Source organism: Streptomyces graminilatus, from assembly GCF_001418565.1.
Classification (GTDB): Bacteria; Actinomycetota; Actinomycetes; order Streptomycetales; family Streptomycetaceae; genus Streptomyces; species Streptomyces graminilatus.
The window spans coordinates 1-13,797 of the sequence record NZ_LIQQ01000583.1; the positions used below are offsets into that span (position 1 = coordinate 1).

The 13,797-nt window shown below is 68.8% G+C and carries 15 protein-coding genes; 6 read left to right on the top strand and 9 right to left on the bottom strand.

What is annotated here, in order from left to right; genetic code table 11:
* Positions 1-334: 334 nt before the first annotated feature.
* Both AOK08_RS37170 and AOK08_RS37175 read left to right on the top strand, forming a co-directional pair.
* Positions 335-1,387, top strand: a complete 1,053-nt coding sequence (locus AOK08_RS37170; protein WP_055534319.1) for a phosphotransferase enzyme family protein — start codon at positions 335-337, stop codon at positions 1,385-1,387.
* A gap of 211 nt (positions 1,388-1,598) precedes the next feature.
* A complete protein-coding gene (locus AOK08_RS37175) occupies positions 1,599-2,153 on the top strand; it encodes an NUDIX domain-containing protein (protein ID WP_055534321.1) in 555 nt (184 codons plus the stop codon).
* Positions 2,154-2,402: 249 nt separating this feature from the next.
* On the opposite strand, the gene gltX is transcribed toward AOK08_RS37175, so the two are convergent.
* Positions 2,403-3,770, bottom strand: a complete 1,368-nt coding sequence (gene gltX / locus AOK08_RS37180; protein WP_055534322.1) for a glutamate--tRNA ligase — start codon at positions 3,768-3,770, stop codon at positions 2,403-2,405.
* A 233-nt stretch (positions 3,771-4,003) separates the two neighbouring features.
* Positions 4,004-4,189 (bottom strand): hypothetical protein, encoded by a 186-nt coding sequence (locus AOK08_RS46165; RefSeq protein WP_157876959.1) that lies wholly within the window; start codon positions 4,187-4,189, stop codon positions 4,004-4,006.
* A 206-nt stretch (positions 4,190-4,395) separates the two neighbouring features.
* On the opposite strand from AOK08_RS46165, the gene AOK08_RS37185 reads away from it, so the two are divergent.
* Complete coding sequence (locus AOK08_RS37185) at positions 4,396-5,103, top strand: hypothetical protein (protein WP_055534324.1); 708 nt, start codon at positions 4,396-4,398, stop codon at positions 5,101-5,103.
* 132 nt (positions 5,104-5,235) lie between these two features.
* Here the strand turns inward: AOK08_RS37185 and AOK08_RS37190 are convergent, their stop codons facing one another.
* From AOK08_RS37190 to AOK08_RS37195, 3 genes are read right to left on the bottom strand one after another with little or no spacing between them, the layout of a single operon-like run.
* Positions 5,236-6,282, bottom strand: a complete 1,047-nt coding sequence (locus AOK08_RS37190; RefSeq protein ID WP_055534326.1) for a serine/threonine dehydratase — start codon at positions 6,280-6,282, stop codon at positions 5,236-5,238.
* A gap of 20 nt (positions 6,283-6,302) precedes the next feature.
* Positions 6,303-6,449, bottom strand: a complete 147-nt coding sequence (locus AOK08_RS48000; protein ID WP_241827254.1) for a hypothetical protein — start codon at positions 6,447-6,449, stop codon at positions 6,303-6,305.
* 27 nt (positions 6,450-6,476) lie between these two features.
* On the bottom strand, positions 6,477-7,106 hold the full coding sequence (locus AOK08_RS37195; RefSeq protein WP_241827255.1) for a proline hydroxylase: 630 nt from the start codon (positions 7,104-7,106) through the stop codon (positions 6,477-6,479).
* A 62-nt stretch (positions 7,107-7,168) separates the two neighbouring features.
* Between AOK08_RS37195 and AOK08_RS37200 the strand changes: the two genes are divergently transcribed.
* The 3 genes from AOK08_RS37200 (at position 7,169) to AOK08_RS37210 (ending at position 8,739) form a co-directional block, all read left to right on the top strand.
* On the top strand, positions 7,169-7,834 hold the full coding sequence (locus AOK08_RS37200; protein WP_055534328.1) for a TetR/AcrR family transcriptional regulator: 666 nt from the start codon (positions 7,169-7,171) through the stop codon (positions 7,832-7,834).
* Positions 7,831-8,037, top strand: coding sequence for a hypothetical protein (locus AOK08_RS37205; protein WP_055534330.1), 207 nt, complete (start codon positions 7,831-7,833; stop codon positions 8,035-8,037). Before AOK08_RS37200 ends, AOK08_RS37205 begins: the two co-directional genes overlap by 4 nt.
* Before the next feature lie 315 nt (positions 8,038-8,352).
* Entirely contained in the window at positions 8,353-8,739 is a 387-nt protein-coding gene (locus AOK08_RS37210) for a hypothetical protein (RefSeq protein ID WP_157876960.1), read from the top strand.
* A gap of 135 nt (positions 8,740-8,874) precedes the next feature.
* Here AOK08_RS37210 and AOK08_RS37215 read toward each other — a convergent pair whose 3' ends face one another.
* From AOK08_RS37215 to AOK08_RS37230, 4 genes are all read right to left on the bottom strand, one after another.
* On the bottom strand, positions 8,875-9,543 hold the full coding sequence (locus AOK08_RS37215; RefSeq protein WP_055534334.1) for a hypothetical protein: 669 nt from the start codon (positions 9,541-9,543) through the stop codon (positions 8,875-8,877).
* Positions 9,544-9,730: 187 nt separating this feature from the next.
* Positions 9,731-10,765, bottom strand: a complete 1,035-nt coding sequence (locus AOK08_RS37220; RefSeq protein WP_079054495.1) for a bifunctional lytic transglycosylase/C40 family peptidase — start codon at positions 10,763-10,765, stop codon at positions 9,731-9,733.
* Positions 10,758-11,423, bottom strand: a complete 666-nt coding sequence (locus AOK08_RS48005) for a hypothetical protein (RefSeq protein WP_055534336.1) — start codon at positions 11,421-11,423, stop codon at positions 10,758-10,760. The genes AOK08_RS37220 and AOK08_RS48005 overlap by 8 nt, the downstream gene beginning before the upstream one ends.
* Positions 11,424-11,495: 72 nt before the next feature.
* Positions 11,496-13,797: hypothetical protein (locus AOK08_RS37230; RefSeq protein ID WP_241827256.1), on the bottom strand; the 2,302-nt coding region annotated here is incomplete at its 5' end.

Here is a 13,797-nt window from a genome sequence, read left to right on the forward strand (position 1 = left end):
GCCCTGCCCACCCCGCTCACCCATCCCGCCACCACGGACATCGACACCGGCCAAGACCGTCTGTACCGCCAGCAGTTCCTCCTCCCGCCCACCTCCTCCTGGGAGGCGGTGGGCGGGAGCGGAAAAGCATCCGGAATGACCGCATCCTCCTGATAGCGTCGTACAGAGCGCTGCGACCGCCCCCGCGAGTACACCGGGCAGCGCGCACCGCAGACACCCCGGGCCGGCCTCCTCACCGACACAGCTGGCCGAGGCCCGTGAACCCCGCCGCACCACCACCGACGCAGCCGGTCCGCCGTACGACCAGCCGCCACCCCCGACCACGAGGAAGCCCGTGCCGACGTTCACCCACGACCTCACCCACGCCGCGCAGCTCGACCTGCTCGAGACGCTGACGCGGGCCGCGTTGACCGAGCACTACGGGCTCGACGGCGCAGCCGCGACCGTGGAGGTCCAGCAGTACGAAGACAACGCGGTCTGGCAGATCACTCCGCCAGACCGCGACCACTCCTTCGTCGCCCGCCTGTCCGTCCGCGACGGACGCCCCGCCCACCAGCAGCGCAGCGAGATGCGCTGGCTGGAGAGCCTCGCCGCGGCCCGTACGGTCGCCGTTCCCGAGCCCGTCACCACCACCAGCGGCCACTACGTGGTCCCCATCGAGATCCCCGACCACGACGAACCGGCCACCCTCGCCCTGCTGCACTGGCTCCCCGGCACAGCAGAACCGCCCTACCGCGAGCCCGGCGTCGCCCAGGAGATGGGCATCGCCACCGCCCACCTGCACAAGCACGCGGCCACCACGCCCCTGCCCGACTTCGACCGGCCGGTCTGGAACGCGGACACGATCCTCGCCAACGGTGCGGCCCTCACCAGCCCGGGCGCCCACGAGCAGCTCGGCGCCGCCGGCACCGCCACCCTCCGCAAGGTCACCGAACTGATCACCCCGGCCCTGCAGGAAGGCGGCCCGGACGACCGAGGCCGTATCCACGGCGACCTGCACCGCGAAAACATGATCGCCCTGCCCGGCGGCGTCCGCGTCGGCCTGATCGACTTCGACGACTGCGGCACCGGCCACTTCCTGCTCGACATCGCCACCGTCCTGTCGTCCGTCCACCGTATCGCCCACCAAGAACCCGGCGCCTACGAGGCGTTCGCCCACGCCTACCTGGACGGCTACACCCAGGTACGCGCCCTGCCCGCCGACTGGGCCCGACTCCTGGAGCCCTACCTCCTCCTGCGCGACGCCTTCATCCTGAATTTCGTTACCGCAGCAGCGCCCGTGAACGCGGATGTGGCCTCCTGGGGACCGCGCCGTATCGCTGGCATCGTGGCCAACATGCAGGCGTACCTGGAGGGGTGCCCCTATCCAGGCACTCTTGGTTCCTGAAGGAATCCTCCGCCTTCGTCACGACGCTATGTCGACTGGTCGTCCCCGTCGCGCTGGTCAGCAAGGCCAGTGAGTAAGTGCGCCTCCTCATACGGACAGGTGTCCTTCCACCGTCTGGCTATCACTTTGTCGCACTTCCTGTACTGACTAGGCCGTGACTCCACCAAGGCCCCGGGTGCACCACAGGCATGCGAAGCGAACTGGAGTGAACATGACCACCAACAAATCCGCTACCACAGCCCCGGCTCCCGCACTGGTGACTGGGCCCGGTGTCCAGGTCGTCGCCGCACTGTTGCGTCGCGGCGACAACCTGGTCCTGGTCCAGGAGCAGCGCGACGGCAAGGAAATGTGGTCCATCCCCGGCGGTGGCGTCGAGCGTGGCGAACTCCTCGCCGAGGCCCTGGTCCGTGAAGTCAAGGAAGAGACCGGTCTGAACCTGACTGCGGTGGGGCAGTTGGCTTACTTGGTCAACACCACGACCAACCGGTATCCCTCCACCGTGGTGCTGACCTTCGACTGCACCGAGTGGGACGGCGAGATCGCGGTGCACGACCCGGACGGCAAAGTGACCGGCGCGGTCCTGCTGCCGCTGGATGAGGCGAAGTCCGTCCTTTCGTCCTCCACCGCGCGCCGGCCCGAGATCGAACCCCTGCTGGACTACCTCGACAGCCTGAGCGCTGGTCGCGTGTGGTCCTACCGGGACGACCTGCCGATCGAATGCCAGCGCCCGGGCACCGGCCCCGGGCGCTGGGAGAGAGACCTATGACGCTCACTGTCAACGGCAACTCGACCACGGGTGAACAGCCAGTCTCATCCGGTCGATCGCGGACTCGGAGACCTTGCGAACCTCACCACACAGCCGTTCTCGGATCTGGGCAGGCGGGAGCGGGCGGATACGGCGCCCGACGAGTCGTAGGCCGTGTACGAGGCGCTGGCCCTCTTCGACATCGGCGTACTTCGGCGACGCCTGGTCTCGCCTCCTCGCACAGGTGACGGGACCATGATCTCGAAGTGATCAGCTGGCGAGCTTAGCCAGCGCCGCGTCGATCCGGGCGAGCGTGCGGTCCTTGCCGAGGACCTCCAGAGACTCGAAGAGGGGCAGACCGACCGTGCGGCCCGTGACCGCGACGCGCACCGGGGCCTGCGCCTTACCCAGCTTCAGGCCGTGCTCCTCGCCGGCTGCCAGGACCGCCTCCTTGAGGGACTCAGGGCTGGTCCAGTCGGCCGTCTCCAGCTTGGCGCGGGCCGTGGTGAGGAGAGCCACCGGGTCACCCTTCATCGCCTTGTCCCAGGACGCCTCGTCCTCCACCGGCTCCTTCAGGAACAGGAAGTCGACGTTGGCCGTGATGTCCGACAGGACGGCCACGCGGGTCTGGGCGTGGGAGGCGATCGCCTCCCACGCCGCCTGGTCGAAGTCCTCGGGCGCCCAGTTGGCGGACGGGGCACGCAGCCACGGCTCACAGGCCTCGACGAACTTCTCCAGCGGCAGGGCGCGGATGTACTCGCCGTTGAAGGCGGTCAGCTTCTTGATGTCGAAGAAGGCCGGCGAGGTGTTCACGTCCTCGACGCGGAACTTCTCCTCCAGCTCCGCGTACGGGCGGAGCTCGACGTCGTCCCTGGGGCCCCAGCCGAGCAGCATCAGGTAGTTGGTCATCGCCTCCGGCAGGAAGCCCTCGGCGAGGTAGTCCTCAAGAGCGACCTTGTCCCGGCGCTTGGACAGCTTCTGCCGCTTCTCGTTCACGATCACCGGCAGGTGCGCCCACACTGGCGCCTTCGCGCCGAGCGCCTCCCACAGCAACTGCTGCTTGGGCGTGTTCGACAGGTGCTCGTCACCCCGGATCACCAGGGTGATGCCCTCGTCGAGGTCGTCGACCACGTTGGCGATCAGGAAGACCGCGGAGCCGTCACCACGGGCGATGACGAAATCCTCGATCGCCGAGTTCGGGAAGGACGGCTCACCCCGAATCAGGTCCACGACGACCGTCTCGCCCTCCGTGGGCGTACGGAACCGCAGCGCGCGGCCCGCCACGTACTCCAGGCCCCGGTCCCGGCAGAAGCCGTCGTAGCCAAGGTGCTGCGAACCGGTCCTCTCCTGGAGCTGTTCACGGGTGCAGTCGCAGTAGTACGCGTGGCCCTGCGTGTAGAGCTGCTGTGCGGCCTCCGTGTGACGGTCGGCGTTCTGCGACTGGAAGTACGGGCCCTCGAAGGCGGGATCGTCCTTGGAAATCCCGATGGCCGCGAGCGCGCTGATGATGCCGTCGATCCACTCCGGCTTGTTGCGGGCCGCGTCGGTGTCCTCGATCCGCAGGACGAACTTGCCCCCCGACTGTCGCGCGACGGCCCAGTTGTAGAGAGCCGACCGGGCCCCGCCAACGTGGAACATTCCAGTCGGGGACGGGGCGAAACGCACGCGCGTGGAGGCTGTAGGCATGCGTGCAAGCCTATCGATCCATCCAACCGCAGCTCGACCGGATTCTTCCGCCGCACTGGGGCTTCGGGCTTCCTGACGGGGCAGATCCTGGCGTGCCGTGCTGCTGGACCGGCGCTGATCCGCATCACTCTCGACCCACCTTCAGAGCGACCTCACCCCATGGAGCGGTTGGAGGGCGGGGGGCTCTACCGGCCGCGCGCGATCCGTTCATGGAGGGAGCGCATGACCATGGTCGTGACCAAGGTGATGCCCAGCATGGTCCAACTCCAGGGACCGCCGAACTCCCCGGTTGCCAGCCTGTAGGTGTACCCGGCGATGATGCCCACCACCGCGGCCAGAACCATGCGCTGCCAGCGTCGCAAGCGCCGCACGTACGATGTCCTGCTCCGAGTAGTCTCGCTTGTCATGCCCCAACTGCACTTGAGGCCAACGGTGCCGGTGGACCCGAACAGCAGGGCGCGGGACCCGAGTTCACAGCGCGCGGCAAGAGCAGCGCAGACTGGTTCCCGAGCACCGGCCAAGCACATCGACACCGCAGCGAGTGGCATCCGAAAGCGTCGTCAGGAGACAACACCTCATGGAATTCCCGGAATTCACAGATGCGGCATCACTGACCACGCTTGAGATCGAGGCGCTGCGCGCCCTGCAGGTCACGTTGCAGGACCTGCGTAACGAGTACGAGTCCGCGCTCGCCGTCACCAGTCGCTCCTACCGACTGAAGGGGAACGCGGAGGTGTACACGCAGGGCCGGGCCCTGACCCACCACCCGGACGCCTTGTTCCGGCTCAGCCGCCTGGCTGACCGCTATGAGCGTGGTGTCGGGCTGCTCGTCTGGCACTACGCGAGCGCGGCCGCAGTGCTTGGCACCAGCATCCTGGACCGCGTCGTGGGCGGTCGGCCCAAGTTGACCGCCGCCGGGGTGACGGCACTGTGCGAGGAGCCGAGCCTCGGCCAGTTGCGTGATGCTCTGTCCATTCCCTGCACCGATCTGCTGATCGCACGTGAGTCCTGGTTCCGGGAACAGCGTGACGAAGACCGTCAAGGACTGCTGCGTGCGGTGGAGGGCATCGTCGAGTGTGCTGCCGAGATCGGCGAAGGCGTCCCGTCGGACACGGCTGCCTTGTGGGCCGGGCGGCTCACTGAATTCGACCGAGTTGGCACGGACCCTCTGTACGAAGGTGTTCTGGAACGACTTCTGGGTTTCGCCGAACAGTTCCCCAGCGAGATCAGCTGGTATCTGAAGCAGTCCCGGGCGGGGGCGGTGCCCCACCAGGTCCGTACCTGACACAGCACAAGCTGACCCCGGACGGGACGGAGCCGACCGTTCCAGGAGTCGCTTGGCGCCCGCATGCCTCAGACCGACTTCACTCGGTCCGTCGGCCAAGTCCATCACCCGCGCCAAGAAGAGGAATCCTGCTCAGGGCAGCGTGACGAGGTTGCTCGGGTCGGTGTTGGCCCCGCACAGGACGACGACGACCTTCTCGCCGTTGCCGGGCCGGTAGCTGCGGAACGGCAGAGCGGGTCGGTTGGGCGCATCGCGTTCGGGGGTGTGCTCGTCGGCAGAGGTGAGCGTGGCGAGCGCGGTGGCGGCGCCGTGTTCAACCGCGATGCGGCGGTGGTCCCACAGCAGTTGGCGGGCGCGGACGATCTCGGTGTCCCGCACGATCACTGAATACGTGTGGTCCTGTTGGGCGGCGTGCAGGGCCATGGCGGAGGCGCGGCGGGCGCCGAGGGAGTCCTGTGCGACGGAGTCCACGGTGACGTCGATGGGGCGGCCGGCTTGCAGGGCGGCGTTGAGCGCGCGGCAGTTCTGGGGCTCAGCTGCCACGGTGCGGATGCCGTGGTGCTGTGCGGCCGTTGCCACCCCGGTGAACAGGCCGCCGCCACCGACCGCGACGACCACGGTGTCCAGGTCTGGAATCTGCTGGTGGATCTCGTCCAGGAGGGTGCCGGCTCCGGCGGCGATCAGCGGGTGGTCGTAGGCGTGTGAGGTGAGTGCGCCTGCGGCGGCGGCGAACTCCTCGCAGGCGGCGAGTGCTTCGGCGTACTCGGATCCGACGAGTCGTACCTCGGCGCCGTAGGAGCGGAGCTTGGCGACCTTCACCTGCGGCGCGTTGGCCGGCAGGAAGACGGTCGCGGTGATGCCAAGCTGTCGTGCGGCCCAGGCGCAGGCCAGGCCGGCGTTGCCGCCGGAGGCGATGGTCACTCCGGCGTCGGGGAGGGTGCCGGAGTCGTGGTGGGCTTGGAGGAAGTTGGCCGCGCCGCGGGCCTTGAAGGAGCCGGTGTGCTGCATGTACTCCAGCGCCAGCCACACTTCACAGGGTTGTTTGGGCCTGTCGTCGAGTGGGTCGCGGTGGCCGGTGCGGATCGCGCCGGGGTCGACCTGGGTGAGGGTGACGGGGCGGATGCGTCCGGAGATGCGGTCGGCGGCGGCCTTGATGTCGCCGTGGGTGAGGGCGTGCACGGTGTTGCTCCTGTCAGGGGTCAGGCCCAGGCGATGAGCTGGCCGGTGGTGGTCAGGCCGAGGAAGAACGCGAAGGCGATGCGGCGCTCGTCCGGATCCGGTTCGACGGTGTGGAAGTTGGCGGGGTTGAACAGCAGCGCGTCACCGAGCCGCGGGTGCAGTCGCACGTTCTGGCAGCACTCCACGGTTGCGGGTCAGTATCCGTAGGCCTCGTGATGCTGTTCGTCGGCGGGCTCCCAGCGGTGGCGCCACACCGTGGTGGTGCCGCCTGTGTCGGGGACGGCCGCCCAGACGCTGAAGGCGAGCTGGGCGACGATGGGCTGGTCGAACAGACCTGTGGGGAACTCGCGGCTTATGTCGTCGTAGTGGATCAGGGTGCCGTCGTTGATCTCACGGAGGGTGCCGCCGAAGACTGCGCGGCCATTGACGGTGGCCGGGGTGACGGCGGCGCCCCATGCGGAGCCGAGGCGGGCCATGCACAGGGTGATGGGGTCGGGACGCATACCGCTGCGGTGCCAGGCGGTGCGGGCGGCCTCCGCATCTCGCCAGTACCGCTCGGCGTCCAGGCGCCCCTGTCCGGTGCGGTAGTCGTTGAGGGACGGGCCGAACCGGGCGATGCGGGTAGGCACGCGCTCGGGGGCGTAGCTGGCGACGGGCAGCCGGTCCAGCGCGGCCAGTGTGGCCTGGCAGACACGAGTTTCGAGGAAGCCGGGCACACGGACGGCGGCGAGTGTGCCGGCCGCGAGGGCGGCCAGGTGCCGGTCCGTGAAGGCCGCAGCGTCCACCGCAGTGAATAACGGGTCGAGCGCCTTGGTGCGGAGCATGCCGCCTCCGTGAAGGGCCTGTAGCCTAGCGTAGCGATACGGTGTACCGTACGCTGACTCGCATGCCCAGGCAATCCGCTTCCCTCGACCTCGCGACACCCCAGTACATCGCCGAGACCGCCCTGAAAATCGTTGATCAGGACGGACACACCGCCCTCAGCCTGCGCGCTCTGGCCGACGCACTCGGCATCTCCCTCGCAGCCCTCCAGCGCCGCTGCACCAACGTGGCCGGACTGCTGGACCTGGTCACGGACCACCTCGCTGCCGGCCTGCCCGACATCCCAGCCGAAACCGGCTGGGCGAGCGCCACGCAACAACGCTTCATCGCGCTGTACGAGCTGCTGACGGCCCATCCGGGCCTGGTGGCCCTGCGCGGCGCCCGCCCCTGGCTCAGCCCCCAACTGCTCAAGCGGCTCGTGGAACCTCAGCTCGCCCACTCCCTCAGAGCTGGTATGACGCCACAGTCCGCGATCACAACGTACCGGCAGCTGTACCTGCTCACGCTCGGCAGCGCGAGCTTCGTCGACCACCGGAACCCCCAGTCCGCGCAGACCACCACCCGCCAGGCCCTGGCCGCGCTCGACCCGGACGAATTCCCCGTCCTCACGGGCAACTTGGCGGCGATCCTGCCCGCAGTCGTCGATCACCAGGTCTACTACGGCGCGCTCCACCAGCTGATCCAGGCCGCCGACCCGGCCCGAGCTGACGCCGGACGGAGCCAGCCATGACCGTGCAGTTGAGCCGGTCGGCGGAATCATTCGTCGCTCTCGCCGACCACTGCATGGGGTGCGTCCACTGCAAACCCGACCTCGACGCACCGCATGCCAAGAAGCAGTGCCCGACAGCACACGAGCTGTACCGGACGTGGAAGTCCGACTGGACCCACGAGGCCCATGTCCAGCCGGGCCCGAAAGACACCGAGAACCCCTGACGCGGCCTCGCGAACGTCACGGGGATGTCGACGGCGTGAGGCAGACCGCGCCGACGTCGCACTTCCAACCCCCTCTCACCAGCCACATTGACTCCGGTCATGCTGGTGGCGAGTGCCTCTGCGGGCCTTGGCCGACAGCGAGGAACGGAGCGTGGGTCGTGGACGAGATGACACGAACGGCAGCGCAGGCGATGTACCGGCTCATGCGCACGGCGGACGCCTTCCGCGCTGATCCGGCCACCCGGTCCGATGTAGAGGGGGCTGCTGCTCGCCATCGAGGCCGCCGAGGACTTCCCCGGACACGAGGTGCCGGTCATGGCTAACAGTCTCCCCCTGGCTGCCGTTGAGATGACCGATGCCCGCATAGCCGCGAACCTCTCCGGCGACCAACTCCGAGCCGCCGCACTGGAGCTGTACCCCGGCACGGTGGTCGCTGATGGCTTCCGCTGCCAGGCTGGCACGGACGACCCGGAGAACTGCGAGGGCCTGGAAGACGCTGTCCTGCTCCTGCCCGCTTCCGGCCCGGCCCTCACCGCCTGCGTCCGTCACAGCGCGGCCATACTCGCGACCATGACCGACTGCCGCATCGAGCCTGGCCCCGCCTACCGCTACTGCCCGGACCTCCACGCCGTACCCGACGCCGTACGCCGCTCCCGTGCCCTGCGCAGACAGCTGCCTGAGCCGAATCCCGGCAGTGAGTAGTAGCCGGCGTACATGAGCCGCAGCGTCGTCGTCGCTCGGCGATGCGCGCTGGGGGCTGTCTCCGCTTCTTGCGGGCCGCCCGCCGATGGCTTCGCGTTCCACTCGACGATCCGTAGTGTGGCCAACGCCCGAGTTTCACCTGGGGGACTGGTTGGGTTGGTCGGGGTGGCGACGTTCAGATGGATTCCAGTCGTAGGTGCGCAAGGGAAAGTACATTAGAGCGCCTGTCGGCCCGCGCCGAGCCAGGGAAGGGTCGCAGCGTAGGAAGAAAGCGAAGGCGTCCAGGAGCGTTTCGATCACTCGGTACCCACCGACCGCATCTTGGTACGCAGTATGGCTGCTGGGCCTGGTCCCCGTGCTCGTCCGGATGTTCTGCGGGAGCATTGCGTACGGCTGCCACCTGGGGATCACGCGCCACTTGGAGTCCCCGAGATCGATGTCGGTATGGATGTCAAGGGCTGCTGGCAGATGGACATCGGCGTTGCGCGGCAGGACCAGCCCGCGTACGACCTGCCCCTGCGGATCCGTGTCCTGCAGGCGCAGGTACCGGTGTTGACCGTTCGGGCGCTGGCTGTTCCTGACGACTTCCAGATCCAGAGTGCGGATGGCCGCGAGCGCGGGTGCGACTTCGAGGGCGATGCGCTCGGAGTCAGGTTGCGGTCCCTTGCACAGAGAGGTCTCGAAGGAAGCGGCTGTCTCCCACACGCGCGTGATGTAGAGGGCCAAGCCGTGCATCTTCTGCAGGCCCTTGGCGTGTCGGGCGGAATCGCTGACCGGGAAGAGGGCGGTGGCCGTCTGCGGCATGAGAAAGTCCCCTGCTGGTGGCTCCGCTCAGGCGAAGGGAGCAGGCTATCGGGGGCCGATTCCGCATTGCACCGGGATTTTGATGGACTGCGGGGTACGCTCGACAAGTCGCTAAGAAACAGCGGTAAAAGCCCAGTTCGGGCGAGCGCTGCCCGACAGGTCAAACGAGAACCTGCACAACTCCGGATCAGCCGACGCGCTTGATCCGCAGGATCTGCGGCTTCCAGTAGGACAGCGGCTTGATGCGCACGTTCAGGCCGGTGCGCGGGGCGTCGATGACCTGGTCGTTCCCGATGTACATGGTCACGTGTTCTGGGTAGGAGGCGCTGCCCCCGGCGAAGATCAGGTCACCCGGCTCGAGGTCGCTCACGGACTTCACCTCGGTGCCCACATTGACCTGGTCGTAGGTGACGCGCGGCAGGTTCACGCCCACGGTGCTCCACGCGTATTTCACCAGGCTCGAGCAGTCGCACCGGTTCGCCCCTTCGAAGGGAGGCCGGCAGTTGCCTCCGTACAGGTACGGCGTGTTGAGGGCTTGCTTCGCCGCTTCGATGACCTTGCCCACCTTCCCGCTGACGGTGCCGGAACCGGTGCTCTGCTCAGGGGCGGCCCACTTCTCGGCCAGGGCACGGATGTTGCGGACGTAGTCCTGGGTCTCCTTGTACGGCGGGATGCCGTTGTACTTCTCCACGGCGTAGGGGCCAGCGTTGTACGCGGCGAGCATGTTGTCGGTGTCGTCACCGGGGACCTTGCGGACCGCGTCGGCGAGCTCGCAGTCGTACTTGACCTGCGAGGGGACAGCGTCCTCCGGGTCCAGCGGGTCGCGTTTGCCGTCCCCGTTGCCGTCGATTCCTTTCGCCGCCCAGGTGCTGGGGATGAACTGCGCGATGCCCAGGGCTCCTGCGCCGCCGTCGGGCGGGTTCTTGCGGAACCCGGACTCCTGGAACAGCTGGGCGGCGATCAGGGACGGCGTGACCTCGGGGCAGCCGTACGTCGAGACGGCGTTGGTGATGATGGGCCGCAGCCAGTCGGGGATCTCGTCGGTGGCCGCGAGACCGCCGCCGAATCCCGCGCTCTGGAGGGAGTCGCTGGTGTTGTCCTCGCCGATGGCGGAGGAGAGGGCCAGGACCGCGGTGAGGATGAGGCAGAAGCCGAGGAACGGCAGCCCGAGGAGGACCAGCACCAGGCGCTTGGCGAACTTCGACTCGTTCTGCTCAGGCATCGGGCAGCCCCACCACACGCCAGGTGCCGCCTTCGCGGCGGAGCTTGAGCGCGACGTTCGCGACCGACTCGGTCGACGGCCCAGAGGTCGGCTTCTCGGTCACCCGGTAGATGACCCGGGCGAAGCCCCCGTCGCGGGTGGGGGCGGGTGCGCCATCGGGAAGCGACACTTGCACCACGGAGCAGGTCACCTGAACTCGGCGCTCTGTCCACTCCCGCCACTGCTGGCCGGCGGCGGTACCGCTCCTTCGCGCGCGAAGGTCGGCGGCGAGGTCGCCCGCTGTGTAGGCGGCGGCGCGCGACGACGCGTCGTCGTAGGAGGTGTCGCGGCCGGGGCGGGCATCGTGGCTGGCCCATGCGATCGTGAAGTCCCGGGCCGCCTTCTGCATCGGGGCCGGCAGGGAGACCGGCGCCTCGGCGAGCGACGTCTGGGACGTTTCGGCGGTAGGCCGCGAGGCCGTCGTGCGGGGCGTGGAGGACACGGCGCGGCGCGAACCGGCGTGGTGCGAGGAAGAGTTGGGAGCTGCCGGAGGCTCGGCGTGTTCGCTGCCGCCGCTGCCGGTGAGCAGCAGCGCTACACCGAGGACACCCAGGGCGGCGGCCGCCGTGAAGAGCGCGAACGTGCCGCGCCGGGCGCGCCTGTCGTCGGTTTCGGGCATGAGGGTCCCCCGTCGGGTGGCTGAGGTGCTGGGGAAAGGGCGGTCCGGGAACGAGGCCCCGGGCCGGTCGCGCTACGGCCGCGGCTTCGGCGGTCCGGCTGGCCTGGTGGCACGCCGGATAGCCCGGGGCGCGCCCGCCGGTGTGGCCGGACTCGTCTTCGCGGCAGGTGCTGGGGTGGGCGGGGCCGGCATGGTCGGCACCGTGGTCGGCTGAGCGGCCGGAGGCTTGGGTGCGGCCGGCGCGGTGGTGCCGGGCACCTGCGGCGCGATCGCCCCGGCCCGGGGACCGGGCGGGCTCGACGATTTGGCGTTCGGCTGGATCGGCGCGAGGCCCAGATTCACCTGGGCCTTGGTGCCGGTCTGGGCGACGAACCGGCCGGCGGCGGCGACGTTGCGCTTGTACTCGGCGCCGAAGTCCTTGGCCTCCTGGACCTTCTTGTCGACCGTGCGCGCCTTGACGGCGGTGAGCTGGCTGCGCACCTGATCCGCCCGCGTCTTGGCTGCGGACGTGCCGCGCTTGGTGGCAGCGACGCCGCGCGGGATGCCCACCGGCGCACCGACGGTGGCCATGAAGGCGAACTTCCCGGCCTTCGCCCCGTACTTCGCGGTGGCGGCGGCTGCCTTGCCGGTGGCCATGGTGGCCCGCCCGCCCCTCGTCTGGGACATCTTGTTGGCGGCCGCCGTGGCCAGGCGCTTCTTCAAGGTCGCCTTCGCCGCCTGCTGGGCCGCGACCTTCGTCGCCGCGCTCGCACCTCCGGTACCGACCGCCGCTGCCGCGTTGGTGGCCAGGCGGGCCGCTGTCCGCAGCCGGCTGGCCTTGCGGTTCGCCTGCGGCGAGCCGACCCAGGCGTTACGAGCGGTCTTGAGCCCCTTGCCCATCGGCTGGCTCACCCGGCGGGCTTCGCCGCGCGCCTCGCCCCACATCTGCTTGAGGCCGGGGGCAGTCTCGGCATAGCGGCCCGGGCTGCTGAACACCGACCGGCGGGCGCCGCCGACGCGGGCGTTGGCGAGCTTGCGGTTCAGGTTGACCGCGATGCTCTGCGCCGTCTGCTTGATCCTCTTGTGGCCGGCCAGCCCGGCCACGGCCGTGACGTCGATGACGATGAACTTCACGGCCAGCACGTCGCCGGTGTCCGCGTCGATGAGGGCGAGGACGATCAGGATGAAGACGGCCAGGAAGAGGATGGCGAGAGCGATTCCGAGGACCGCCTTGGTGATCGCGGAGAACCACCGCCACAGCGTGGCCCGCCCGCCGCCGGGCAGGATGCCGGCGCACAGGGCCCAGTGACCGCGGATGGCCTCGAAGGCCAGCCAGCCCTGCGCGGTGAGGAACCCGCCGGTGACGAGCACCATGAGGACGGCGACGATGACGGCGGCGATCGCGACGAACAGGGCGCTGAAGGCAAGGTCCGCCGACGCCCGCTTGGCCTTCGGCTTCTGGTCGCCGCACTCTGACTCGAACTTCTTCTGCGCCTTGTTGAGCGACGCGATGAAGTTCGTGTCGTACATCGAGTCCATCATCGCGGCGTCCCAGTAGTTCAGGCCGCTCTCGTTGAGGTTGTACTCGGCGAGCTTGAATTCACGGAACGCCTTGTCACAGGTGCCGTCGAAGGTGCTCCCGTACACCATCAGCTCGTTGGGCTTGACGATGAAGGCATCCACCAGGGCGTCGGTGATGGGCTTGGCGACGTTGTCCGGGTCGGAGCTGCCCCGGGCGTGCTCGGGGTCCTCGGACAAGACGATGCTCGCGACTTCGAGCGTGAAGTCCTTGGCCTTGCCCAGCAGCCCCTCGTCGGACAGGAGCATGGTCGAGCCCTGCGGCTGCGGCTGGTCGTGCTGGCCGAGCAGGACCTGGGCTGGGGAGACCAGCACGGTCGTGGCCACGGAGGCGACGACCAGGGAGACCCCGATCTCGGCGAAGCCGCGCGAGCGCTCCCTGAAGAGGATCATCCAGCCGGCGTAGAGGCCGGCGAACAGCAGGAAGAGACCGGGGAGGCCCATCCTGTCGATGACCTGGTTCTTGAGGGTGGTGGAGATGTGGTCGACCGGCCCGACGAGGACGTCGGCCAGGCCGAAGTTCAGCGCCCACTTGATAAGCCAGCAGGTGAAGCCGACGACCCACTTCGCGACGCCGAACAGCAGCTGCGCGATGATGTTCCAGATCTTGAGGTCGATGTCCTTCCAGCCGCCCGTGTCCGTCTTCACGGTGTAGGCGGAGATCGGGACGCCGTCCTTGTCCGTGACGTTGAAGGGCTGGAGGAGGCCGTCGCTGCCGTCCTTCGGCTTCTTGAGCAGGTCGTCGGCCTTCGAGGCGCTGTCGGCCGACTGCCCCGGGGTGGGGGAGGCCGACGAACCCGGGGCAGTCGGCCGACAG

Coding starts and splice junctions, on each gene's coding strand:
- AOK08_RS37200 (WP_055534328.1), top strand. CDS start 7,169: ATGCCCAGGCAATCCGCTTCCCTCGACCTCGCGACACCCCAGTACATC.
- AOK08_RS37185 (WP_055534324.1), top strand. CDS start 4,396: ATGGAATTCCCGGAATTCACAGATGCGGCATCACTGACCACGCTTGAG.
- AOK08_RS48005 (WP_055534336.1), bottom strand. CDS start 11,423: ATGCCCGAAACCGACGACAGGCGCGCCCGGCGCGGCACGTTCGCGCTC.
- AOK08_RS37220 (WP_079054495.1), bottom strand. CDS start 10,765: ATGCCTGAGCAGAACGAGTCGAAGTTCGCCAAGCGCCTGGTGCTGGTC.
- AOK08_RS37205 (WP_055534330.1), top strand. CDS start 7,831: ATGACCGTGCAGTTGAGCCGGTCGGCGGAATCATTCGTCGCTCTCGCC.
- AOK08_RS37215 (WP_055534334.1), bottom strand. CDS start 9,543: ATGCCGCAGACGGCCACCGCCCTCTTCCCGGTCAGCGATTCCGCCCGA.
- AOK08_RS37210 (WP_157876960.1), top strand. CDS start 8,353: ATGGCTAACAGTCTCCCCCTGGCTGCCGTTGAGATGACCGATGCCCGC.
- gltX (WP_055534322.1), bottom strand. CDS start 3,770: ATGTTCCACGTTGGCGGGGCCCGGTCGGCTCTCTACAACTGGGCCGTC.
- AOK08_RS37195 (WP_241827255.1), bottom strand. CDS start 7,106: ATGCTCCGCACCAAGGCGCTCGACCCGTTATTCACTGCGGTGGACGCT.
- AOK08_RS37175 (WP_055534321.1), top strand. CDS start 1,599: ATGACCACCAACAAATCCGCTACCACAGCCCCGGCTCCCGCACTGGTG.